We start from the raw sequence: 22,829 nt of genomic DNA on the forward strand, positions 1-22,829 counted from the left end.
ACGGCCAAGCGCATGCGTGGCCGTTTTCTTTTGAAAGAATGAATGTGGCAAAGGAATCTTATTCCTTTGGCTTTAAAACATCGTGGTCGACATAGCGTTCGCCATTCAGCTCGCTGATGACGTTGATGGCAACCTTCGCGCCGTCCCCGGCTGTGATGATTGTATGGACGCTTACGCCCGCGCATGTGCCGGCTGCCCATGCGCCCTCAACATTCGTCCGTCCTTGTGCGTCGGCATCCAGGACGGTTTTGATCCTAGGTTCCGTACCCGGTTTCGTATTTGCGCCAAGCTTTTCGGCAAGATCGACGGAAACGCCTGTGGCAAAAATAACGTGCTTAGCCTCGACAGTACCTTTATTTTCGGTTTCAATTTTAAAACCGCTTTCAGTTTTTTCAACGTTAGTAGCGGCATCCTCAATTACTTCCGCGCCAAATTTCTTGGCTTGGGATTTACCTGTTTCGATTAGGTCAGGGCCGGTTATTTCTGGAACACCATAATGGTTCTCAACCCATGCACGCTTTGTCATTCCTTTGTCACTGTCAATGACGACTGTCTTCTTACCGGCTTTTGCGGTGAAAAGTGCTGCACTTGCTCCAGCGGGGCCTGCTCCGATAATTGCGATATCAAACATTCTGTAACCTCCTTAAGTATCTCTTGAACTAAAGATATCTTAAACAACGCTTTTGCCAAAGTCAACCAAGTAGACTTGCCTATGCAGTTTCCAACCCCACCAGCCCCCTGTGCATGAACCGTTTAACCAATCCAGCGAGTTTGTTATACTAAAAAAGAAATGGTTATGGACAGGATAGATGTCCTGCTAAATGATTCTCAGCATAAGGAGAGTTTTGGATGCAAAAAGTAGAACGTTCTTCATTAAATATAACGAAGCAAAACATCGATGAATTGATACGGCTTTTTCCCGAAGCGGCAACGGAAGGGAAAATTGATTTTGATAAATTACGGGCTTTGCTTAGCGATGCGGTCGAAACGGGCAAGGAGCGCTATGAGTTCAGTTGGAATGGGAAAGCCCAGGCGTTAAAAATTGCCCAATCCCCTTCCACAGGGACACTGCGCCCTGATAAAGGCTCAAGCAAAAACTGGGATTCCACTGAAAACCTCTACATTGAAGGAGATAACCTGGAGGTCCTGAAGCTTTTGCAAAAAGCGTATTTCGGTAAGGTGAAGATGATCTATATCGACCCTCCGTATAATACGGGACGCGATTTTGTGTACAAGGACAATTTTATCGACAATCTCAAAAACTACAAGGAAGTGACGGGCCAGGCAACAAAAGCGAACGCCGAAACGAGCGGGCGTTTCCATACAGATTGGCTGAACATGATGTACCCGAGGCTGAAGCTTGCCAGGAACTTGCTCTCCGACGATGGAGTAATCTTCATTTCCATTGATGACCACGAAGTCACAAACCTTCGCGCGATTTGCAACGAGATTTTCGGCGAAATTAATTTCGTGGCCCAGCTCCCGACCATCATGAACCTTAAAGGAAACAATGACCAATACGGTTTCTCGGGAACCCATGAATATACTCTTGTTTATGCAAAAAACATTGCCAATGAGGATTCGGTTGGCGAGCTGCCGTTGACAGAGGAAGATATCGGCGATTACAGCCTTAAAGATGAAAAGGGCTATTACAAACAGGGTGCGACGCTGATGCGGACAGGTGAGGCGGGCGCCCGGGAAAAACGACCGAAAGGTTATTATCCCATTTATGTAACGAAGGACCTCTCGCGGATTTCGATTGAGCGGATGAATGCCGACGACTACGAAGTGTATCCGAAAACAGCCGACGGCAAGGAAATGTCGTGGCGGCGCTCGAAGGAAACGCTCGCCGAAACGTATGATGAAATTATTGTGAAAAAGACGGCTAATGGCATTTCTTTTTACAAAAAGCAGCGCCTTGAAGAGGACAAGGGCATTCGCGGCAAAAAACCGAAGTCGTTGTTTTACAAGCCTGAATACAGCTCCGGGAACGGGACGAACCTGCTGAAAAGCCTGTTTAACGGGAAGGTGTTCGACAACCCGAAGCCTCTCGAGCTCATCAAGGATTTCATCCTGATTGGGTCTGAGGAGGACGATCTCATCCTCGATTTCTTTTCAGGTTCAGCCACCACCGCACATGCGGTCATGGACGTGAACCGGGAATTCGGCAGCAGGCGGAAGTTCATCATGGTCCAGCTTCCGGAACGGACAAGCGCTGATTCGGAAGCTGCAAGGGAAGGCTTTGGAACGATTTGCGAAATTGCGGAGGAGCGCATCCGCCGTGCCGGGGAAAAGATAGATGCCACGGGCGGAGCAGATATAGATACCGGATTCAAGGTGTACAAGCTTGATAGCTCGAACATCAAGGTGTGGGACCCGGACACCGACAATCTTGAACAAAGCCTGTTCGACCTTGAAAACAGCATCAAGGAAGGCCGGACGAAGGAGGACCTTCTCGCGGAAATGCTCCTGAAGGTTGGAATCCCGCTGACAGAAACGGTAGAGGAAATCCAGATTACCGGAAAGACAATTTATAAGGTTGCAAATGGGGCTGTTCTCCTTTGCCTTGAAGATGAAATCAATTTTAATCTTGTCAACGAGCTGGCGAATCAAAAGTCTACCTCCCTCGACACAAAGGTGATTTTCAAGGAATCCGGTTTCCCGAACGATACCGTCAAGACAAACGCGATCCAGACGCTAAAGAAAAACGGGATTCTCGATGTCAGGAGCGTGTAGGGGATGAAACTAAAATTTATTTCCGATCTACCCTACCAGCGCCGGGCAATCGATTCTGTTGTTGGCATTTTTAAAGGCCAGCCGATGAAGCAGTCGAACTTCACGGTTTCCTATGGGGAAGACGCCGGGATGCTCCAAACCGACCTAGGAGTAGGGAACAGGCTTGAATTGACTGAGGTTGAAATTTTGAAAAATGTCCAGGAAATCCAGGTCCAAAACGGTCTTGCAAAAAGCGAAACACTTGATGGCATAAATTTTACAGTCGAAATGGAAACAGGGACCGGAAAGACGTACGTCTATCTTAGGACGATCTATGAGTTGAACCGGAAATACGGCTTTTCCAAGTTTGTCATCGTCGTTCCATCCGTCGCCATCCGGGAGGGCGTCCATAAATCACTCGAGGTGACGAAACAGCATTTTGCCGAGCTTTACGACCGGACGCCGCTTGAGTATTTCGTGTATGATTCCGACAAGCTCGACCAGGTGCGCAATTTTGCCACCGCGACGGCTATCCAGGTGATGATCATCAATATCGATGCCTTCCGGAAAAGCTTTGATGACCCGGACAAAGAGGATAAATCTAACCTGATTCACCGCGCGAATGACCGCATGAATGGCTACCGTCCAATCGAGTTCATCCAGCAGACAAACCCGATCGTCATCATTGATGAGCCGCAAAGCGTTGATACGACGCCAAAGTCAAAGGAAGCGATTTCCTCTCTGCATCCGCTTTGCACGCTTCGCTATTCGGCGACGCATGTAGAAAAATACAATATGGTATACAGGCTCGACGCGGTGGATGCGTATAATGAAAAACTCGTCAAGAAAATTGAAGTCATGTCGGTCCGCTCCGAAGAGGACCATAACCTGCCGTACATGAAGCTTATTGAAGTTAAGCCGGGCAAGGCGAAGCTTGAACTTGATGTGGAAACACGGGGAAAAGTGAAGCGTACAGCCAAAACGGTGAAAAACGGCGATGACCTGTTCGAGGTTTCAGGCGGGAGGGATCTGTACCGCAATATGTTCGTAGAGCAAATCGATTGGACGGAAGGCAGTGAGTCAATCGAGGTAAACGGGAACAGGCTGGCGATTGGGGAGGCAATTGGAGGCCATGTGCAAGATGATTTGAAACGGTATCAAATCCGTAAAACCATCGAAGAGCATCTCGACAAGGAATTGCAGTTGAAGACAAAAGGTATCAAGGTACTGAGCTTGTTTTTCATCGACAAGGTCGCTAACTACCGTGATTACGATAGGAACGGGCACCCGGTTCCCGGTATATATGCCGAAATTTTCGAAGAAGAATACCGCAAGCTCATCAGGAAACCGAAATATCGGGGGCTGTTCGAAGACATCGATGAGGAAGCCGGACAAGTTGACCGGATCCACAACGGTTATTTTGCACAGGATAAAAAAGGCGTTTTAAAGGATACGAAAGGAAACACAGCGGCCGATACGGATGTGTATTCGCTTATTATGAAAGAGAAGGAACGGCTTCTAAGCCTTGATGAGCCGCTCAGGTTTATTTTCTCGCACTCGGCACTCCGGGAAGGCTGGGACAACCCGAATGTATTCCAGATTTGTACGCTTAAGGATTCAGCAGGCACGTATATAAGCAGGCGCCAGGAAATCGGCCGCGGTTTGCGGCTTGCCGTCAACCAGGCGGGAGAGCGTGTTGAGGATTACAATATTAACACGCTTACCGTAATGGCCAATGAATCATATGAAGAGTTTGTCGCAAATCTGCAAAAGGAAATGGAAGAACAGACCGGGATTGTTTTTGGGAAAATTGAAAAGCATACGTTTGCGAAGCTTGGCTATTTTAACCCGGAAAGCGATGAATTACAAACGCTTGGATATGATAGATCAGCGGAGTTGTTCAAATGGCTGAAGGCTGCCGGATATCTTGACAGGAAAGACAAGGCGACAGGTTCCATGAAGGAAGCCCTTGAAAACGGCGGACTTGCGCTTCCAGATGAATTTAGCCCTTGGACATCGGCCATCATGAGGGAAATGAATCATATTGTGAACAGCCTGCCGATAAAGGATGCCTCGAAGAAACGAAAGGTAAAGCTAAACAAGGCTGTGCTCGATTCAGCCGATTTCCTTGAACTATGGGAGAAAATTAAGTACAAGACTGTCTACTCGGTGGATTTTGACAGCGAAGAGCTGATTAAAAAGGCGGTGGCAGGAATTTCCTCGATGCCGAAAATCGACAGGGTGCGAATCATCTCTAGGAAAGACCGGATTTCGGGTATTGACCGGTTGTCAGGCGTGCAAGGTGCGATGACAAGTGAACGCGTCGAGGACTATGTTGGTCCGGGGCATGTACTTCCGGATATCATCACCGAGCTGCAGAACCGGACAAACTTGACGAGGAAGACGGTAGTGCGGATATTGGCCGCTTGCGGAAGGCTTGACGATTTTAAAAACAACCCGCAAAAATTCATTGAAGAGGCTTCGAAAATCATTCAGCGGGAAATGAGGCTCCTGCTCGCGGATGGTGTCCGGTACCACAAGATTGGGGATGGCGCCTATTATGCGGTCGAACTTTTCAAAAATGAAGAGCTGCTCGCCTATTTGAATGACAATGCGCTGCCGAGCAGGAAGTCCCCGTTCGACTATGTGCTGTACGACTCGTATACAATCGAGGCGAAGTTTGCCGAACGATTCGAGAATGACCCAGATGTCAAAGTATATGTGAAGCTGCCTGGATGGTTCAAAATTGAAACGCCTGTTGGCAATTACAACCCGGACTGGGCCGCGGTCATCACAAAGGACGGCGAGGAAAAGCTGTACTTTGTCATCGAGACGAAAGGCACAAGCATCGAGTCCGGACTACGTCCAGAAGAACTCGCGAAAATCAAATTCGCGAAAAAGCATTTTGAGGCTATTGACGCAGAACTCGCCTTTGCTGGACCAGTAAGCGATGTACATGAATTTATGCTGAAGGTGAATGGATGATGCAGCCCGGGGATGCCCGGGCTGTTTTTTCTGAATCGTAAGTTCGTTGGTTTTTGTAAAATTAAACCTTAGCTTTTAACACTTGAACGCCGCCTGAAGGAACTTTACGTAAACCTTCCACATTGTTACGATGAAGTTATCGAAATTGTACGGAGGGTCAGCATGAAAATGGAATTTACTGTAGTGCTCGCACCAGACTCTTTCAAGGAAAGTATGACGGCGAAGGAGGCGTGCGTGGCGATGGAACGGGGAATCCATAAATGCGGTTTCCCTGCCCGCTGCATCCAAGTCCCGATGGCCGATGGCGGGGAAGGAACAATGCGGTCGCTTGCGGATGCGACCGGCGGGCGGATTTTCACAAAAACGGTAAGCGGCCCGCTTGGCGAAGAGGTGGAAGCTGAATATGCAATCCTTGGCGATGGGGAAACGGCTGCAATCGAAATGGCGAGCGCGAGTGGAATCCATCTTGTACCGAGGGAGAAACGCAATCCGCTTATAACCACAACCTTTGGGACAGGGCAGTTGATTGGCGCCTGCCTCGACCACGGCATCAAAAAACTGCTGATTGGGATTGGCGGAAGCGCCACAAATGATGGCGGCGCCGGTATGGTCCAGGCGCTAGGCGGACGGTTCCTCGATGAAAACGGGATTGAACTTCCAAAAGGGGGAGGCAGTCTTGGAAGGTTGCACGGGATTGATCTTTCAGGGCTCGATCAACGGTTGAAATTCATTGAAGTCGAGGTTGCCTGCGACGTCTCCAACCCCCTTTGCGGTCCAGAGGGCGCATCCCATGTTTTCGGGCCGCAAAAAGGCGCGAGCCCGGAAATGGTTAAAAAGCTTGACGAAAACCTTAAGAATTTTGCTGAGGCCATCAAAAACCAGCTTGGGCACGATATCATCAATATCCCGGGCGCCGGCGCTGCTGGCGGGCTTGGAGCCGGCCTGATCGCCTTTCTAAATGCCAGCCTGAAGCCAGGCATTAGCCTTGTGACCGAATACACCGGGCTTGAGGAAAAAATAAAAAACGCGGACATGGTCTGGACCGGGGAAGGAAGCATCGATTTTCAAACCCGCTATGGGAAAACGCCATACGGTGTCGCTGAGCTGGCCAAAAGGTGGAACAAGCCAGTGATTGCTTTTGCAGGAAAAATTGGCGATGGGATTGAACCCCTATATGAAAAAATCGATGCTATTTTTGGGATTACAGAAGGAGTGGTTCCGCTGGAAAACGCACTTGCCAATGGGCCGAAGAATCTTGAAAGAGCAGCGGAAAATGTTGCAAGGCTGCTTAAGGTAAAGAGTCAGAACGCGTTGTAATCAATCGGGACACAGAAGCGTCTTTGGCGGTTTATGAGTCCCAATAAATGTGGAATCGGGACAGAGGACCAACATTTCCTTGGTTTAAAAAATACATACATTCAAAAAAGTCGTTATATAGATAATTAATACCGCTGCCCGGCTATCCCGAGCGGCGGTTCATTTTTGACGGACAAACCACCAAGTAGTTAAACTAAAAAAAGAATGGAAAATAAAGCTAATTGGGGGAGAGAGAATGATAGAGATAAAGCGGCTTGCAGACTGTACATTTAATGAGGCGCTGACAGCCTGGAACACCGGGTTTGAGGAGTATTTTGTAAATATGACGATGTCCCATGAGGTATTTCTTAGGAGGTTTTCAGCCGAGGACCTCTCACCTTCAATAAGTGTCGTCGCTTTTGTGGACGGAGAACCTGCTGGGTTGATTGTAAATGGAATCCGAACAATCAAAGGGGTAAAAACGGGTTGGAATGGAGGGACCGCAGTCGCTGTGAAATATCGGAAACAGGGCGTCGGGCGTGCGCTGATGGAAGCAACGCTCGATTTATACAGGCAGGAAGGCGTCCAGCTGGCGATGCTTGAAGCAATCAAAGAAAACGAAAAAGCGATTGCCTTGTATGATAGCCTCGGCTATGAAATCGTTGATGAGCTGGAATTCCTCGAATTAAAAGGGAAGCTTGAAGAGAACCCGATCTTAAAAGAAGAAGGATTTTCAATCAGGAAAGCATATCCGATACAAGTAGGAAACCTTGCTTTTTACAAAGGAGGCAACCCTTGGCAAACCCACTGGCAAAGCGCGAAGGATGCCGAAGCGGTGATTTTGTCGGATGAAAACGGGAACGATGCCGGCTATGCGTATTTCAAAAAAGCATTTAATGAAGAAGGCGTCCATACTTCGACCACCATCTGCCAATGCGAAGCGGATGAAAACAGGGATGATGCAAAGGAGATCCTGCAAACTCTCTTAACACAGGTTTTTGGCTCATTTGAAGAAGACATAAGGCGTGTAGTCCTTAATTTGCCAAAGGAACGGAGCAGGCTTGCCCATGAAACATTGAAGGAAATCGGCTTTACGCCATTTGTCTCCCTAGTCATGATGAACCGTGAAATGGAATAACGCTGTAGGGGGAAATTAAAATGGAATCAACCATTAGAAAGTTGGCCGAGGATGAATTCCTTGAGTTTGCCAACATTGCCATACAGGCTTTTCCGGCGAATAAGGAAAACACTCCCGAATACAAGGAGAAATTTGCGGTAAATCTCCGCCGGATCCACGAAGAATCAGGAACAATCGGGTTTTACGGCCTGTTCCGGAACGGGAAACTGCTTGGCGGGATGAGGCTCCATTCATTTGAAATGAACCTTTTTGGAAAAATAGTTCCTGCTGGGGGAGTCGGCCTTGTCGCCGTCAATTTCTTGCATAAAAAAGAGAAGGTTGCCAAAGAACTGATTGGCTATTTCATCCGCCATTTTCGGGAAAAAGGGGCGTCCATAGCGATGCTCTACCCTTTCAGGCCTGATTTTTATAAAAAAATGGGCTTCGGTTACGGGACGAAGATGAACCAATACAGGATTAAACCAGACAGCTTTCCGCCAGGGGGAAGCAAGGAAGGGCTTGCAATGCTTGGCGAGACCGATAAGGAAAAGATTAGGGATTGCTATAACCGGTACGCGAAAAAGACACACGGCATGATTCTCAAAACCGTGTTCGACACGGACGCCCTTTTTAAAAACCCTGAAAACCGCATTATTGGCGTTTTCAATGGTGGGGATCTGAGTGGCTATATCGTTTATGGGTTTGAACAGGCGGATAAACAAAATTTTCTGCGTAACAACCTTGTTATTAGGGAGTTCATCTATGAAACTTCCGATGCCCTTGCCAGCCTGTCAAAATTCCTTAATACACAGTCCGACCAGATTGAACGAATTATCCTGAATACCCAGGATGACGGACTCGAATATCTTCTTGGTGATGCGCGGGACGGCAGTGATTATCTGATTCCAAGCGTTTTCCACGAAACGAATCGTTCTGGCGTCGGCTTAATGTACAAAATAATCGACATGGAAAAGATAATTAGCGATCTTGAGGGACGGGTATTCGGCAATGTGACAGCTTGTTTTTCCCTGCTTGTCCACGACAGCTTCGAGACGGCCTCACCCGTAACAATAAACGTCAGACTGGAAGATGGGAAGCTTTCGAAAGGAAAGGCGGAAGATTCACAGTTTAACATTGAACTGGATATCACCGATTTCTCCTCCCTAATGGTTGGAGCGGTTGGCTTTAGGAAGCTCCATCGTTTTGGAAGGCTGAAGCTAAGCAAACCGGAATTCGGTCCTCTCATGGAGGAGGCTTTCCAGGGAGATGAAAAACCGATATGCACTACGCCTTTTTAAAAAATCAAAAAATAGACGATATACTTTACTTTAGTAGAATCATCCTGTTGAATAGGCAGGATGTTTTTTTTATGAAAAAACAGGAATTTTTAAAGCCAAAAGAAGTAATTGTCCGTCTAATGAGTAAGGGAGTTAAGGAGGCGGCTAGGTTGGTGTATTTAATCAAACAAGCTCTAAAAGGTAATGATAAAGCGTTTTTAACATTATTTCAGCAATATGAACAAGACATTTATAGAACAGCATTTATATATGTGAAAAATCAAAGCGATGCTCTTGATGTCGTCCAGGAGACAGCGTATCGTTCATTCAAATCAATCAAAAATCTTAAAGAACCCAAATACTTTAAAACCTGGTTAATAAAAATTGCAATTAGTTGTTCTATTGATTTGCTTCGTAAGCAAAAAAAAGTAGTTCAATTAAAACCGGAGTATGAGGAATTCATACCTGTAGATGACAAAGACGATATTGATTTAGAAATAACCATTCGAGATTTAATCGAACTTTTAAATGAAGATGAGAAAAGCATGATTATTTTAAGATTTTACGAGGGTTTGACGATTAAAGAGGCTTCAGAAGTTCTCGATATTCCTTTGGGCACAGCAAAGACAATTTTATATAGAGCTTTAGGCAACCTCCGCAAAAAATTGAAAGGAGATGGTGTTTATGGGCAATAAAATTAAACAAGAAATAAATCGAATTGAAATTCCAAAAGAACTTAGTGAAAGAAGTAAGATTGGCATTCTTAAAGCAAAGAATGAAATGCAAAACAGTAGAAAACGATATTATTTAAGAAGTATTGGCATCGTCGCTTGTTTGCTTTTATCCATTGGGACGTTCGCTTTCTTAAATCATGATCTTTCCTCTCCAAATGACACAGCAAACATTAAAAATACACCAATTGCAACGAATGGCGGCGGTGTGAAAATCCCGGATATTGAATTGCCAAACGATGGATCAAAAGCTGATATGATTGGTTTAATCGTTTACAACGGAAAGATTTATACTCAAACCAGCACTGAAATAGATGGGGAAAAAGCAAAAGCTATTACAGGACAGAAACTTGGTACGACAAAGGCATCCATTGATGAATGGAGTAAACAAGAGGCCTATGATGAAGAATTCGCATCTATAATAGGGATAGAAGACGTTTTTTCTGTTGAAGGGTACGATAAAGATTTTAGGATAATGGTTTATGGCGAATGGGACGGGAAGCCTCACGCGGATTTTTACGAAAACCTTAACGGGATAACAATAAATAGTGGTGTGGATGTTTTTGGTAAATTAAAAATGGCTGGGAATGTATCCAGTGCGGAATATAGAACATTCAGCGATTGGGACAATAGCGTTGACAATTATCATCCTATTGCGAATATGAAAATTTTAAATGATTTTGTTGAAGAGTTATATAAAACAAAACCTCTCCCTCGCGGAGAAAATTTAGACCCAATCAGTAATTCCCGAAACAACGATGAATTTAAGGAATTAACGATTCAGTTAAATGATGGAACAAAGGTTAAACTTATCCTTCTTAAAGATGGTTATATCTATTATGGATTTATGGGTGCATATTTCAAAATGAATGATGACATATTTTTGAGTATGTGGGGTCAGCTTCAGTGATTGAAAATGCACAAAAACGCCCAGATTTAATTCTGGGCGTTTTTGATTCTTTTTTGTATTCGAACCATCCCGCCTACTATGGCTATAAAGGAGAGTTCACCAGCTTCGAGCTCACTTTGTTTTTCCCGTTCCGTTTGGCTTGGTAAAGGGCGATGTCGGCTTCCCTGATTAAATCCTTCGGCTCAAACTGTTCATCTGGGACAATGGTGGCGTAGCCAGCGCTTATGGTGATATACGAATCGATTTCCGATGATGTATGGGGGATTTCCTGCTTTCGGACTGATTGCCGAATTGTTTCGGCAATGAGCATGGCCCCCGCTTTATCCGTTTCCGGGAGAAGGATGATGAATTCTTCGCCGCCATATCTTGCCGCAAGGTCCCTTGGCCGTTTTAGGGAGTCGCGGATAACCGATGCAACCTTCTTTAGGCAATCATCGCCGGCAAGGTGGCCGAACGTGTCGTTGTAAAGCTTGAAACAGTCGATATCGAGCATGATTGCGGAAAGGGGAGTTTCATTTGCCTTGTTTCTCTCCCATTCCTTCTCGAGGTTTTCCTCGAAATAGCGGCGGTTCGAAATGCCCGTCAAGCCGTCGAGGGAAGAAAGCAACTTTAGGAAATCGTTCGCGGTTTCAAGGCTTTTTTCCTTCTCTTTCCGCTCGGTGGCGTCTCGAGAAATCGCAAGGAAGGAATCAATCTCTCCCTTCTCATTCAAAAGCACTTTGGCAACTGTATCAATCCAACGATAGCTTCCATCCTTTAAACGATGCCGGTAAATCAACGAAAAATGGTCATTCACCCCGATGAGATTTTCAAGCTGTGCTCTTTCCAATTCAGGGGCATCGTCTTCATGAACGAAGCTAAAAACATTTTTGCCGATTAGTTCATCCGGTTCATACCCAAGGATATCCCTGCTGGCGGAAGAAATATAGTCATAGCGGCCAACGGAATCAAGGAAAGAAATGACGTCCTTCGAATTTTCGGTAATGAAGCGGTAGCGTTCAGTCGCTTTCCGAAGATCTTTTTCAAGCCGGTTTCGTTCCGTTACATCCCGGAAGGTAGCCTGGATGGAGGGAAGCCCTTCATATTCAATGGCTTTATGAGTTATTTCGATTGTCAGCTTTCGTCCGCCAGGAATGATAATTTTAAAATTGCGTGTTTCTTCTTCCCCTACAACATTTTGTAGCTCATCAAGCCTTTCCCTTGTCCTACTGTGGTAGTCAGGGCTAATGAAGTCATAGATGGATTTGTGATGCAATTCTTCCATTGACATTCCAACCATTCGGCAGGCTTTTTCATTTGCGAAAATAATAACGCCGTCGCGGTGGACGATAATGGGTTCAGGAGAATAGGCTACCAGGTCGCGGTACCGTTTCTGGCTTTCCTTTAAATCCTTTTCAAGGAGCTTTTCCTTTGTTATATCCTCCACATGGGCAATTGCGTACATCGGCTCGCCGTCATCACCAAGGACAAAAGAAGCAGAGAGCTTTCCGATGAACATCTCGCCATTTTTCCTCCGGTATCTTTTTTCTTTTGAATAAGGCAGCTTCTTTTTTACGGCTTGCTCATAGAGCTCCTTGTCCTTTTCGCGGTCCTCTGGGAAAGTCAGGTCAATGAAACTAAGAGTTTTCAATTCTTCCAGGGAATACCCTAGCATCTCAAGGAATTTCGGGTTGGCATCCAATAGCTGCCCGGATTTGTCGGCAACCATCGTCCCGAGGGCCGAGTGGCCAAACATGGTGTCCAGTTTCCTGGTTTTTTCAATAAGTTCATCCCGGGCGTGTTTCGCAGCTAGTTTTGCCTTTTTAAGCTGAGAGAGATTGTAAACGCAAAAAGCAACGGCTGCAAGAGAAATCGATAATAGGAGTGTATCCATATTTTTAATATGTATGTATAACAAAGCTGGCATCGTCAACATTGCTATAATAATAGCCCTATATTTCATTAAGCATCACCCAATTTAATTATACCTCATATGGACTGGTTAAGGTTGCCTAAATTTACAATTTTCTTACAAAAAGAAAAGAATCCCCCTTGTGAAGACAACTGAGGGGATTAGGCCGCGACATCCCGCTTCGAGAATATCCAAAAAGCGAGCAAATGAAATAGTGAAAAGTAAAGAAGCAGCATTGTGATGGAAAATCCAAGTGTCATCCCCGCAATTGGAGGTGTGCCATCAAGGTAAACAGTCAGATCCGTATTTGCAAAAAGGAAGTATTTTGTCCATTCAAACCTGCCAGCAAGCAGCATGGTCAATGTACCGCCAGTGAGGAGGAGGAACAGTGAAATCCCAATCGCAAGCGAACTGTTCCGGAAAACAGCAGAAATCATGAATGCCATTGTCGCAACCATCAGGATGTCGATGGAACTTAGCAAATATTCTGCGATAAGCTGCAGGGCGATGTTCCGTTCAACCACCTGGCCATTGGTATAAACAAGGTGGGGAGCTGGATGGTCCGGAAACCCGAAAAGGATTAATCCCGCCAATAGGGAAAACACAAACAGCAGGGTTAATAGGCCCACTCCAAAAATGAGTACAGATAAATATTTTGAGAGCAGGATTTTCCACCTTCCAATCGGCCTGATGAGCAAAAGCTTAACAGTCCCCCAGGAAAATTCGGACGAAACGATGCCTGCTGCGATCACAATTGCAAAAAGCCCGACAAAACTGATGAAATTTTTTGCATCATTCACGAAAGACCAAACATGCATCCCGGAAGGTGGAGCCATATCATGCTTGAGCCGATATTCCTTGATAGCGATTTCCCGTTTGTAGAATTGAGCCAGATTTGGATTTCCCGTTTGAAAATTTTCAAGTGAGGCACGGTCGTTCACAATCTGTTTATCAAGTTCTGCTTTCCAATGCGGATTTTCCTTTGGAGGATTGTCATACTCCTCGTATTTGGACAGCCCCGCCATCCCCATTACAAGAATGACAATCAGGCCGATCATCACATACGTCCCGGCCCTGCTGAAAATTTTAACTAATTCGTTTGTTACAAGATTCTTCATGAATGAGCCTCCTTAGTTGGCCGTGATTTCGAGGAAGCGGTCTTCCAATGTTTTCGATTCCGCCTTCACTCCGAAAACGGCCACGTCCGCTCCGATTAATTTTTTCAGGATAAATGGAATGTCTTCCCGCTTTGCATCGACAGTAAAGCCATCTTCCGAGAAGACAGCGCCCCACTCGGATTGGAGCCAGCCGCGCACATCTCCCAGCGGCCCTGTTTCAAAGGAATATTTGCTGCCTGTTTCAGCAACAAACGCATTCACTTCCTGGACCTGGATAAGCTCGCCATCCTGGATGATGGCAATCCTGTCACACATCTGCTCCATCTCTGATAAAAGATGGCTTGAAACAATTACAGACATGCCTCTTTCGCGCGCGAGCATCCTCAGGTGGTCCCTGATTTCACGGATTCCGGCCGGATCGAGGCCATTTGTCGGTTCATCGAGGATAAGAAGCTTTGGATCATGGAGGAGGCACTGGGCCAGCCCCAGCCGCTGCCTCATTCCGAGTGAATAGGTTTTTACCTTGTCATGTATTCTATCGGCAAGCCCGACCAGATGGACAACCTCAGAAATTTTGCTTTTAGGGATGCCCCCGTGCATCCTGCTGTATTGGAGCAAATTTTGATAGCCTGAAAGGAACTTGTACATTTCGGGATTTTCAACAATCGCCCCGACATTTCCGATCGCTTCTTCAAAGTTTTTCCGGATGCTGGTCCCGCATATAAAGATGTCTCCTTCTGTAATATCCATTAGCCCGACGATCATCCGGATTGTTGTTGTCTTGCCCGCGCCATTCGGCCCAAGAAAACCGAAAACTTCCCCTTTACGGACCGTGAAACTCAGGCCGTTAATAATTGGTTTTTTTCCAATCGTTTTTTTGACATTTTTTAATTGTAATATGTTTTCCACGGCAATGCCCTCCAGCTGCTGCGCAATAGAACTAAATTTCTAATTTTAATAGTACACTATTTGAGATTAGTATTACATCCAACAAAGGAGTAAAATGGAAAGAAGTTCTTAAAAAGGATGGAGAGAGAACGGGATGGCGTTTAGGTTTGTAAAAGGGTATCGACAGGACCCAGTTTTAAGGGAAAGCTTTTTCAGTTTGGCAAGGTCCATATTCGGGATACAGTTTAATCGCTGGTATGAGATGGGATTTTGGACAGACAAGTATATCCCATACTCGTATTGTGATGGCGAAAATATTATTGCAAATGTTTCCGTTAATCGAATTGGCCTTGTAATGGATGGGGTGGAAAGAAGAGGGCTCCAAATTGGAACCGTGATGGTACATCCCGATTTTCGGGGACTGGGGCTTTCCCGCAGACTAATGGAATTTGTTTTGGATGATTTTGAAGGCAAGTATGATGTGATGTATTTGTTCGCCAACCAATCAGTGCTCGATTTTTACCCCAAATTTGGCTTTGTTCAAAAAAAGGAGTTTCTTTTCTCCCTGTCCTTTAAGCGAAGCGGGGAAATAAGCGCGCTAATTCGAAAACTTAATATGGAAGATGTACGCGACAGGCAATTTCTTTTTCAATTCGCGAAGCGGCGAATCGAGGTGTCCCGAAGGTTCACGGCAACCGATACGCAGGAGCTTCTCATGTTCTACTGCTTGAATGTATTCAGTCATTGTATTTATTATCTCGAAGATGAAGAATGCATCGCAATTTATGAAGAAGATGCAGGAGAATTGCAGCTTTTCGATCTCATCAGCATATCCCGCGTCGATTTGCATTCGATAGTGGCCAAGATTGCCGGCGAGAAAACCGAAAAAATCATTTTTCACTTTATGCCAGAAGACGTCGGGTTGCGGTTTGAAAGTCATACATACCAGGGAAATGAAACCTTGTTTGTCCGTATGGCTGAGGGAGTATGTTTGCCTGAAAAGTTTAAGCACCCACTTACAGCCCAGGCTTAGAAGTCTGCCATAGGAATTTTTGTGTTTTTTCATATTTCCGAAAAGTTAATTGAAAGAGAGGAAAAAGAGATGTCAATCATGCCATTGGAAAAAAGGGGAATTACCAGCAGCCGCCTTATTCTTGGTTTTATGGGCTTTGGAGGCGATTGGGAAACAGGTGAAATTGGGAAGGGTGAACTTGCCGATGCCGAACGAGGCCTTGATATGGCCTTGGAAACAGGCATTACAATGTTTGACCATGCGGATATTTATAAAAGAGGAAAAGCGGAGGCAGTATTCGGGAAATGCCTAAAAAACCGGCCAGGCTTAAGGGAAAAAATCATCATTCAAAGCAAATGTGGAATCCGTTTTGCGGATGCCGCAAACCCGGCCCGTTATGATTTTTCAAAAAGCCACATTCTCGGAGCGGTGGATGGCATACTCGAAAGGCTCGGGACGGATTATTTGGATATCCTCCTTCTTCACCGTCCAGATCCGTTGATGGAACCGGAAGAAGTCGCCGAAGCTTTCAGTTCCTTGCTTAAAGCGGGAAAGGTAAGGAATTTTGGGGTATCGAACATGAATGCCGGGCAAATGAAGCTTCTTCAAGCATATATCGGCAGCCCGCTCGTTGTTAATCAAATGGAGATGAGCCTGAAAAAAATCGATTGGGTAGATCAAGGAGTCCATGTCAACCAGTCTGCTGGATTGGAGACTCATTTTTCCGAAGGGTTAATCGAATATTGCATGCTCGAATCAATCCAGCTCCAGGCATGGGCGCCGCTTGCAAAAGGGCTCTACACAGGCAGGACGGATTTTGCCTCAGCAGCCGAAGAAGAAACCGCTGAACTCGTCGCAATGATGGCCAAAGAAAAAGAAACGACAAAAGAAGCGATTCTCCTTGGCTGGCTCATCCGCCACCCGGCAAACATCCAGCCCGTCATCGGCACCACAAACATTGAACGCATCAAAAACTGCCAGGACGCAACCCGGCAGGCCAGCCTCATGACACGAGAAGAATGGTACAGACTCTACATCGCTTCAAGAGGAAATCGTCTGCCATAATATTTTGATTATACAATGCTTTCATTTTGGTTTCATATTGCCTGGCACCACGGCTGGGATGGCTTCGTCCCAATCCGGTGCCAGGCACTGGAGTTTTTTAATCGTTATCTGGCTGGAAACCGATAAGGCGGGCTTTTTTGTCGACTCCGACACGGCTCTTTTCGGGGAAGGTGATGATGGCGCTGATGTACTCCCAGCGAATGAGAAGGTGGGTGATGCATGTTTCTTCAATTTGCTCCTCTTGTGGGATTACGGTTCCTTCTTCGTCTCGAATCATTGTCCGTTTGTAGCACGGGTTTTCAACCCAAACGCCAAAGTTTTCGCTTTTTACAAGTTTCGCAAGGTACCATTCTTCCGGCTCGTATATGCCTGTCACCTCGCCTTTCATTTCCTCTGGGAAGTTTCGGAATTTAATCTGTACTTTTTTATCTTCGAAATTATCTAAATGCATAACAAAAATTCCTCCCTTAAATAACATTCCTCCCTGTACTTCTTCCTTTTGAGCCAAAAGTTAAACTTGGAATTTAAAGAAACCTCTGGAATCAACCTGTTGTCGCGGAAAATCGAAACCAAATGCTGCTGTAAAATAAAGAGCATTTATCCCTTGGGTCATAAAAACTTTAAACATTGAATAAGATGGCGTCTAGATTACCTGTAATGTTACAGTGTTGACCAATTTGTAATTGTTATATTATAATAGGAAAATGAATTCTGAAAATTTACAATTATCTAGTTTGCAAAAACATTTATTTTCATCCATTTGTATGCGAATGAATTGATGTTTGATGAGAGGGGAAATGGCATGATTGTTTTTGACAAGGTTAACAAGTATTTCGGGGATTTCCACGTCCTAAAGGACATTAATGTGACAATCAACAAAGGGGAGGTGGTAGTTGTCATCGGTCCATCCGGATCAGGGAAAAGCACGATGCTCCGTTGCATTAACCGGCTTGAGGAAATAACATCCGGAAGTTTGACTGTCAATAATGTAAGCGTTCACGATAAAAAAACCGACATTAATAAACTGCGCAGGGAAATCGGGATGGTATTTCAGCATTTCCATTTGTATCCGCATAAAACCGTCCTTGAAAATATTACTTTGGCACCTATGAAAGTACTTGGAAAATCGGAAAAGGAGGCTAAAGAAACAGCAATCAAATACTTAGAAAAGGTAGGCATTCCCGAAAAGGCCAATTCGTATCCTTCTCAGCTTTCGGGTGGCCAACAGCAGCGTGTGGCCATAGCGCGCGGCCTTGCAATGAATCCGGAGATCATGCTTTTCGACGAACCGACTTCCGCTCTTGATCCGGAAATGATCGGTGAAGTGCTGGATGTTATGAAAGCGCTCGCAAAGGAAGGTATGACGATGGTGGTCGTCACGCACGAAATGGGATTTGCTAGGGAAGTAGCTGACAGGATTGTGTTTATGGATGAAGGCAGGATCCTTGAAGAAGCAACACCGGCTGAGTTTTATGAAAACCCGCGTGAAGAGCGGGCCAAGTCATTCCTCAGCCGTATATTAAACCATTAAAATTCAGGAGGGAAATGTTTATGAAAAGGATTTTTAAATTAGCACTTATTTCAATTATCGCTGTACTGCTTCTCGCCGCATGCGGAGGCAATGACAAAAAGACAAGCGGAGAGGCCGGCAAAGACAAGGGCGTCATGGCCCAGATTGAGAAACGTGACAAAATCATTTTTGGCGTGAAACATGATACAAGGCTCTTTGGGTTGAAGAACCCAAGCACCGGAGAAGTTGAAGGGTTCGATATTGATTTGGCAAGAGCTTTGGCAAAGGAAATCCTCGGAGATGAAAATAAGGTTCAATTCAAGGAAGTCACCTCCAAAACAAGGATTCCAATGCTAAACAATGGAGATATCGATGCTGTTGTCGCAACAATGACCATTTCCGAGGAGCGTAAAAAAGAAGTTGATTTTACCGATGTGTATTTTATGGCCGGGCAGTCCCTGCTTGTCAAAAAGGGCAGCAAAATCAAGGGCCTTGAAGATTTGAAAAAAGGTACAAAGGTTTTGGCGGTAAAAGGTTCTACATCGGCAATCAATATCCGTGAAAAAGCCCCTGAAACCCAGGTGCTCGAGTTTGAAAATTACGCTGAAGCGTTTACTGCCTTAAAATCAGGAAAAGGTGATGCACTGACTACTGATGACTCCATTCTATACGGAATGGCTGCTGAAGATCCGTCCTTTGAGCTTGTCGGTGGCACATTCACTGAGGAACCATACGGGATTGCCGTGAAAAAAGGCAACGAGGATCTCGTCGAAAAGTTGAACGAAGCTCTTAAGGCGGTCCAGGATTCAGGCAAATATGATGAGATCAAGGATAAATGGATTAAACAATAATCGGCAAACAAGATCGGGATGGGCCTTCCTGGCTCATCCTGATTGCATAAAGAGGATATAGGTTTGCCAGACTGGCAAAATGCAAGAGAGGTGACGCGGGTGGATTTTTCAATTTTAACGAATAACCTTGATCTCTATCTCGAGGGTTTTAAAGTAACAATCATTTCAAGTTTAATCGCGCTTATTTCCAGCTTCTTGCTCGGGACACTTATAGCTGTTTTCAGGATTGCTCCCATAAAGCCGTTGAATTGGTTTGGAACGGCGTATGTTGAATTTATCAGGAATATTCCAGTACTGGTCATCGCTTTCTTTTTCTTTTTTGGAATGTCTTCCGTTGGGGTGGATTTTGACGGATTGACGGCGGGAACAATCGCATTGGCCGTGTACACGGCTGCTTTTATTGCAGAGGCCATTAGAGCGGGAATCCTTGCTGTTCCAAAGGGACAAATGGAAGCAGCCCGGTCGTCGGGTTTGACGTACAACCAAGCGATGCTTTTGATAATCCTTCCCCAGGCGATCAAAATTGTTATTCCGCCGCTTGGCAACCAATTTATCAATCTCGTAAAAAACTCCTCAATCCTTGGCGTCATCGCTGGATTGGATTTGATGTACCAAGCTGACATTATTTCCTCAAGGACCTTTGTTATTTTTGATACGTATATTATCGTCGCATTGTTTTACTTGCTGTTGACAATTCCGCTCAGCCTGGGTGTAGGTTATTTGGAACGCCGTCTGGCGAGGAGCAATTAAAGGGGGTGCCCGCATGGATTTTATCGGCGCTTATTCATTTGACCATTTGAAGTTTCTTCTGCAGGGATTCGGGGTTACCCTCCTGGTTGCTTTTATTGCCATCGTGTTAAGCTTCATTATTGGAGGGGCAATAGGCACCGCTCGGTATGCCAGGATTCCGGTCGTTTCACAAATATTGGCAGTTGGGGTTGAAACAATCCGTAATTTGCCCTTACTTCTCATCATATTCTTTACGTATTTCGCGCTTCCTGAAGTGGGGCTTAAGCTACCAGTAACAACCGCGGCGATTGTCGCTCTGACCATATTCGAATCGGCAATGCTATCGGAAATCATCCGGAGCGGCCTGAATTCGATTGAGAAGGGGCAAATTGAGGCGGCTCGTTCTTCAGGATTGGGCTATGTCCAGACAATCCGGTATATTGTTATGCCACAGGCACTGAGAAGAATGGTCCCTCCGATTGTCAGCCAATTTATTTCCCTATTAAAGGATACTTCCCTGGCAGTTGTCATTTCATTGCCGGAATTAACGCATAATGCCCAGATTATTTACGGACAGAAGGATGGATACGTTATTCCAATGCTCGTTTTCCTTGCATTTATGTATTTTGCAGTCAACTACCTGCTGTCGATTTTAGCAGGAAAACTCGAACTCAAAAAAGCCTGATTCCTTTGGAGGAGCCAGGCTTTTTCCTTTTAAGGCTATTTGCTGTTGATTTCCGCGCTTAAGCAAAGATTCCAAGAATCGTTATCGCGGAGAATTAGCGGTCCTTGCTTGCCGCAACGCAATTGCTATCGTTAGAGAGCAAGAGGCTGGAATTCCTTAATCCTGCCTGTGGCCGTAGCCTCCGGAATAGCCTCCATGTCCATGGTAATGTCCATGGTGATGTCCGTGGTGATGCCCATGATGATGGTGGTGGCCATATCCATAATGGTGCCCGGGGTATCCGCCGTATCCTCCATAACCGCCATGCCCAGGAAACCCGCCGTATCCCGGATATCCTCCATAACTTGGATATCCACCATAACCCGGATATCCTCCAACACCAGGAACTCCGCCGTACCCCCCAAATCCGTGATAACCTCCATGGCTGGGATATCCGCCAAATCCACCATAGCCAGGATATCCGCCATATCCTCCCGCACCAGTGGGGAAGCCTAACATTTGTCTATTCTCCATTCGCCTACCTCCTTCAATGTCTTCCAAGATAGTTTATGAATGGTCCGATTTTTTTGTGAAGATACAACCGTATGCCGTGTTGTTAAAAAAGGTACGATGAAATAGAAAAGCCTGGCTTTTAGGCCAGGCTTCGCTTCTTCGGTCATTTCGTTTTATCTTTTGGTTTTTCTTCCTGTGGCTTGACGGGATCCCGCTGGGGCTCGATGTCTTCACCCATCTTCCTTTTCTGTTCTTGTTCTAAAGAGTTGCTTTGTTCTTTGTTTTTATCCAACCTTGCTCCCTCCTAATTATCATTAAAACCTGTATTGTATTTTCGCTCGCTCGAAGAATCCTCTTTTGTATGGTGTCCGGCCTTTTCCTCCCGCTGTTCCATCTTTAGGTCCTCCAAAGGAATCGGGTCGACGTTCCTCTCGCTCTCGAATTTGTCAAATAGACTCTCAGTATTTGTAGGAAATTGCTCGGGATTGTCGCGTTTTCCCTGCTGAAGTGATGCATTCTGCTTCTTTCCGATTCTATCCACGATTATCACCTCTAGCATTTGTATACCCTTTTCCGGTTATGGCTAAAACAACTAGGGAAAATGAAAATTCCTTTAGGATATTTGAAAAAATAAGCTATATTTATATCTTTTCAAACATATACGTTGTTACGGATTGCGTTTTAAAAAAGCAGGAACGGGTAAATATATGTTGTTGTAATTTCTTACTAATTCTGACCAGACAGGTGATGAGTGTGAAAAATGGCCCTTTATTAATCATTGGCGGCGCTGAAGAAAAATACAGCGGTGTCATCATCCTGAAAAAATTTGTGGAGCTTTCCAAGAAAAATGATGGGAAAGTCGGAATTTTGACAACCGCCACGAAAATACCTATTGAAGTAGGCGGCGAGTATAAAACTGTGTTTGAAAATCTGGGGATAGAAAACCCAATCACCCTTGATGTTGATTCAAGGCAAAAATCCGAAGACCCAAAAATACTTAAGGATGTGGAGGGCCTTTCCGCATTATTCATTACAGGCGGGGACCAAAGCAGGTTGACCCAAATGATAACGGGTACAAAATTGCACAAGCTCTTTTTTGACAAATGGAAACAAGGGATGGTGCTTGGCGGTACTAGCGCGGGCGCGTCCATTATGGGAAAGCATATGATTGTGAATGCACTGACTAAAGATTCCGATGAAATCCTCCAAGTTGAGATGGATATAGGATTCGGGTTCATGGAAAATATGCTAATCGACCAGCATTTTTCACAGAGATCCCGTTTTGACAGGCTGCTAGGGGCGATTGCGGGAAATCCGGATTTGATGGGAATAGGAATAGATGAGAACACAGCAATACTAGTAGAAGGTGATCAATTTGAAGTGATTGGCGAGCATCAGGTGCTAATCCTTGATGGGAAGGAAAACAGTTTTGTCGAAGTAAACAAAACCGAGGAGGGGAGCGAGGAACTGACGCTTTCCAACTTCAAGCTTCATACCCTTACACATGGCTATAAATTCGATTTAAAAAACAGAAAACTATTGATCAAAGGGGAGTAA

At 45.3% G+C, this 22,829-nt stretch carries 22 protein-coding genes; 14 read left to right on the forward strand and 8 right to left on the reverse strand.

Going from position 1 to position 22,829, the window contains the following annotated elements; translation table 11 throughout:
• Nucleotides 1-58 precede the first annotated feature (58 nt).
• The gene (locus tag RB160_RS00570) at nucleotides 59-631 is read right to left on the reverse strand and encodes an FAD-dependent oxidoreductase (protein WP_316568272.1); all 573 of its coding nucleotides are present in this window, start codon (nucleotides 629-631) and stop codon (nucleotides 59-61) included.
• Between the two features lie 218 nt (nucleotides 632-849).
• On the opposite strand from RB160_RS00570, the gene RB160_RS00575 reads away from it, so the two are divergent.
• The 7 genes from RB160_RS00575 to RB160_RS00605 all read left to right on the forward strand — a co-directional run bounded on the left by RB160_RS00575 (nucleotide 850) and on the right by RB160_RS00605 (nucleotide 11,031).
• Nucleotides 850-2,736, forward strand: a complete 1,887-nt coding sequence (locus RB160_RS00575; protein ID WP_316568273.1) for a site-specific DNA-methyltransferase — start codon at nucleotides 850-852, stop codon at nucleotides 2,734-2,736.
• 3 nt (nucleotides 2,737-2,739) lie between these two features.
• Nucleotides 2,740-5,700, forward strand: coding sequence for a type III restriction-modification system endonuclease (locus tag RB160_RS00580; protein ID WP_316568274.1), 2,961 nt, complete (start codon nucleotides 2,740-2,742; stop codon nucleotides 5,698-5,700).
• 162 nt (nucleotides 5,701-5,862) lie between these two features.
• The gene (locus tag RB160_RS00585; protein WP_316568275.1) at nucleotides 5,863-7,017 is read left to right on the forward strand and encodes a glycerate kinase family protein; all 1,155 of its coding nucleotides are present in this window, start codon (nucleotides 5,863-5,865) and stop codon (nucleotides 7,015-7,017) included.
• Nucleotides 7,018-7,252: 235 nt separating this feature from the next.
• On the forward strand, nucleotides 7,253-8,134 hold the full coding sequence (locus RB160_RS00590) for a GNAT family N-acetyltransferase (RefSeq protein WP_316568276.1): 882 nt from the start codon (nucleotides 7,253-7,255) through the stop codon (nucleotides 8,132-8,134).
• A gap of 20 nt (nucleotides 8,135-8,154) precedes the next feature.
• Nucleotides 8,155-9,411 carry a GNAT family N-acetyltransferase gene (locus tag RB160_RS00595; RefSeq protein ID WP_316568277.1) on the forward strand — a complete coding sequence of 419 codons (1,257 nt, stop codon included), beginning with the start codon at nucleotides 8,155-8,157 and terminating at the stop codon, nucleotides 9,409-9,411.
• 119 nt (nucleotides 9,412-9,530) lie between these two features.
• Complete coding sequence (locus tag RB160_RS00600; protein WP_316569028.1) at nucleotides 9,531-10,085, forward strand: sigma-70 family RNA polymerase sigma factor; 555 nt, start codon at nucleotides 9,531-9,533, stop codon at nucleotides 10,083-10,085.
• Nucleotides 10,075-11,031 (forward strand): hypothetical protein, encoded by a 957-nt coding sequence (locus RB160_RS00605; protein ID WP_316568278.1) that lies wholly within the window; start codon nucleotides 10,075-10,077, stop codon nucleotides 11,029-11,031. Before RB160_RS00600 ends, RB160_RS00605 begins: the two co-directional genes overlap by 11 nt.
• A gap of 82 nt (nucleotides 11,032-11,113) precedes the next feature.
• Here RB160_RS00605 and RB160_RS00610 read toward each other — a convergent pair whose 3' ends face one another.
• From RB160_RS00610 to RB160_RS00620, 3 genes are all read right to left on the reverse strand, one after another.
• Nucleotides 11,114-12,973 (reverse strand): GGDEF domain-containing protein, encoded by a 1,860-nt coding sequence (locus RB160_RS00610; protein ID WP_316568279.1) that lies wholly within the window; start codon nucleotides 12,971-12,973, stop codon nucleotides 11,114-11,116.
• Between the two features lie 110 nt (nucleotides 12,974-13,083).
• A complete protein-coding gene (locus RB160_RS00615) occupies nucleotides 13,084-14,040 on the reverse strand; it encodes an ABC transporter permease (RefSeq protein WP_316568280.1) in 957 nt (318 codons plus the stop codon).
• A 12-nt stretch (nucleotides 14,041-14,052) separates the two neighbouring features.
• Nucleotides 14,053-14,949: an ABC transporter ATP-binding protein gene (locus tag RB160_RS00620; RefSeq protein WP_316568281.1), complete on the reverse strand. Its 897-nt coding sequence runs from the start codon at nucleotides 14,947-14,949 to the stop codon at nucleotides 14,053-14,055.
• 133 nt (nucleotides 14,950-15,082) lie between these two features.
• Between RB160_RS00620 and RB160_RS00625 the strand changes: the two genes are divergently transcribed.
• A complete protein-coding gene (locus RB160_RS00625) occupies nucleotides 15,083-15,961 on the forward strand; it encodes a GNAT family N-acetyltransferase (RefSeq protein WP_316568282.1) in 879 nt (292 codons plus the stop codon).
• 69 nt (nucleotides 15,962-16,030) lie between these two features.
• Nucleotides 16,031-17,005, forward strand: a complete 975-nt coding sequence (locus RB160_RS00630; protein ID WP_316568283.1) for an aldo/keto reductase — start codon at nucleotides 16,031-16,033, stop codon at nucleotides 17,003-17,005.
• Between the two features lie 97 nt (nucleotides 17,006-17,102).
• Here RB160_RS00630 and RB160_RS00635 read toward each other — a convergent pair whose 3' ends face one another.
• A complete protein-coding gene (locus tag RB160_RS00635; RefSeq protein ID WP_316568284.1) occupies nucleotides 17,103-17,456 on the reverse strand; it encodes a hypothetical protein in 354 nt (117 codons plus the stop codon).
• 351 nt (nucleotides 17,457-17,807) lie between these two features.
• On the opposite strand from RB160_RS00635, the gene RB160_RS00640 reads away from it, so the two are divergent.
• The 4 genes from RB160_RS00640 (at nucleotide 17,808) to RB160_RS00655 (ending at nucleotide 20,780) form a co-directional block, all read left to right on the forward strand.
• On the forward strand, nucleotides 17,808-18,536 hold the full coding sequence (locus RB160_RS00640) for an amino acid ABC transporter ATP-binding protein (protein WP_316568285.1): 729 nt from the start codon (nucleotides 17,808-17,810) through the stop codon (nucleotides 18,534-18,536).
• Between the two features lie 20 nt (nucleotides 18,537-18,556).
• Entirely contained in the window at nucleotides 18,557-19,366 is an 810-nt protein-coding gene (locus RB160_RS00645; RefSeq protein WP_316568286.1) for a transporter substrate-binding domain-containing protein, read from the forward strand.
• A gap of 99 nt (nucleotides 19,367-19,465) precedes the next feature.
• The gene (locus tag RB160_RS00650) at nucleotides 19,466-20,116 is read left to right on the forward strand and encodes an amino acid ABC transporter permease (protein WP_316569029.1); all 651 of its coding nucleotides are present in this window, start codon (nucleotides 19,466-19,468) and stop codon (nucleotides 20,114-20,116) included.
• A gap of 13 nt (nucleotides 20,117-20,129) precedes the next feature.
• Nucleotides 20,130-20,780 (forward strand): amino acid ABC transporter permease, encoded by a 651-nt coding sequence (locus RB160_RS00655; protein ID WP_316568287.1) that lies wholly within the window; start codon nucleotides 20,130-20,132, stop codon nucleotides 20,778-20,780.
• A gap of 131 nt (nucleotides 20,781-20,911) precedes the next feature.
• On the opposite strand, the gene RB160_RS00660 is transcribed toward RB160_RS00655, so the two are convergent.
• From RB160_RS00660 to RB160_RS00670, 3 genes are all read right to left on the reverse strand, one after another.
• A complete protein-coding gene (locus RB160_RS00660) occupies nucleotides 20,912-21,247 on the reverse strand; it encodes a hypothetical protein (RefSeq protein ID WP_316568288.1) in 336 nt (111 codons plus the stop codon).
• 188 nt (nucleotides 21,248-21,435) lie between these two features.
• A complete protein-coding gene (locus RB160_RS00665) occupies nucleotides 21,436-21,564 on the reverse strand; it encodes a 3-methyladenine DNA glycosylase (RefSeq protein WP_316568289.1) in 129 nt (42 codons plus the stop codon).
• 12 nt (nucleotides 21,565-21,576) lie between these two features.
• The gene (locus RB160_RS00670; protein WP_316568290.1) at nucleotides 21,577-21,813 is read right to left on the reverse strand and encodes a hypothetical protein; all 237 of its coding nucleotides are present in this window, start codon (nucleotides 21,811-21,813) and stop codon (nucleotides 21,577-21,579) included.
• Nucleotides 21,814-22,019: 206 nt separating this feature from the next.
• Here RB160_RS00670 and RB160_RS00675 point away from each other — a divergent pair, with 206 nt between their 5' ends.
• Nucleotides 22,020-22,829 carry a cyanophycinase gene (locus tag RB160_RS00675; RefSeq protein ID WP_316568291.1) on the forward strand — a complete coding sequence of 270 codons (810 nt, stop codon included), beginning with the start codon at nucleotides 22,020-22,022 and terminating at the stop codon, nucleotides 22,827-22,829.

The sequence above is a fragment of the Neobacillus sp. YIM B06451 genome (assembly GCF_032667185.1).
Taxonomy (GTDB): domain Bacteria; phylum Bacillota; class Bacilli; order Bacillales; family Cytobacillaceae; genus Bacillus_D.

Bases quoted from the DNA above. Each gene is read 5' to 3' on its own strand.
- RB160_RS00660 (WP_316568288.1), bottom strand. From the start codon at position 21,247: ATGGCGGATATCCTGGCTATGGTGGATTTGGCGGATATCCCAGCCATG.
- RB160_RS00645 (WP_316568286.1), top strand. From the start codon at position 18,557: ATGAAAAGGATTTTTAAATTAGCACTTATTTCAATTATCGCTGTACTG.
- RB160_RS00585 (WP_316568275.1), top strand. From the start codon at position 5,863: ATGAAAATGGAATTTACTGTAGTGCTCGCACCAGACTCTTTCAAGGAA.
- RB160_RS00590 (WP_316568276.1), top strand. From the start codon at position 7,253: ATGATAGAGATAAAGCGGCTTGCAGACTGTACATTTAATGAGGCGCTG.
- RB160_RS00655 (WP_316568287.1), top strand. From the start codon at position 20,130: ATGGATTTTATCGGCGCTTATTCATTTGACCATTTGAAGTTTCTTCTG.
- RB160_RS00615 (WP_316568280.1), bottom strand. From the start codon at position 14,040: ATGAAGAATCTTGTAACAAACGAATTAGTTAAAATTTTCAGCAGGGCC.
- RB160_RS00640 (WP_316568285.1), top strand. From the start codon at position 17,808: ATGATTGTTTTTGACAAGGTTAACAAGTATTTCGGGGATTTCCACGTC.
- RB160_RS00610 (WP_316568279.1), bottom strand. From the start codon at position 12,973: ATGAAATATAGGGCTATTATTATAGCAATGTTGACGATGCCAGCTTTG.
- RB160_RS00570 (WP_316568272.1), bottom strand. From the start codon at position 631: ATGTTTGATATCGCAATTATCGGAGCAGGCCCCGCTGGAGCAAGTGCA.
- RB160_RS00605 (WP_316568278.1), top strand. From the start codon at position 10,075: ATGGGCAATAAAATTAAACAAGAAATAAATCGAATTGAAATTCCAAAA.
- RB160_RS00625 (WP_316568282.1), top strand. From the start codon at position 15,083: ATGGCGTTTAGGTTTGTAAAAGGGTATCGACAGGACCCAGTTTTAAGG.
- RB160_RS00635 (WP_316568284.1), bottom strand. From the start codon at position 17,456: ATGCATTTAGATAATTTCGAAGATAAAAAAGTACAGATTAAATTCCGA.
- RB160_RS00600 (WP_316569028.1), top strand. From the start codon at position 9,531: ATGAGTAAGGGAGTTAAGGAGGCGGCTAGGTTGGTGTATTTAATCAAA.
- RB160_RS00580 (WP_316568274.1), top strand. From the start codon at position 2,740: ATGAAACTAAAATTTATTTCCGATCTACCCTACCAGCGCCGGGCAATC.
- RB160_RS00575 (WP_316568273.1), top strand. From the start codon at position 850: ATGCAAAAAGTAGAACGTTCTTCATTAAATATAACGAAGCAAAACATC.
- RB160_RS00630 (WP_316568283.1), top strand. From the start codon at position 16,031: ATGTCAATCATGCCATTGGAAAAAAGGGGAATTACCAGCAGCCGCCTT.
- RB160_RS00595 (WP_316568277.1), top strand. From the start codon at position 8,155: ATGGAATCAACCATTAGAAAGTTGGCCGAGGATGAATTCCTTGAGTTT.
- RB160_RS00675 (WP_316568291.1), top strand. From the start codon at position 22,020: ATGAGTGTGAAAAATGGCCCTTTATTAATCATTGGCGGCGCTGAAGAA.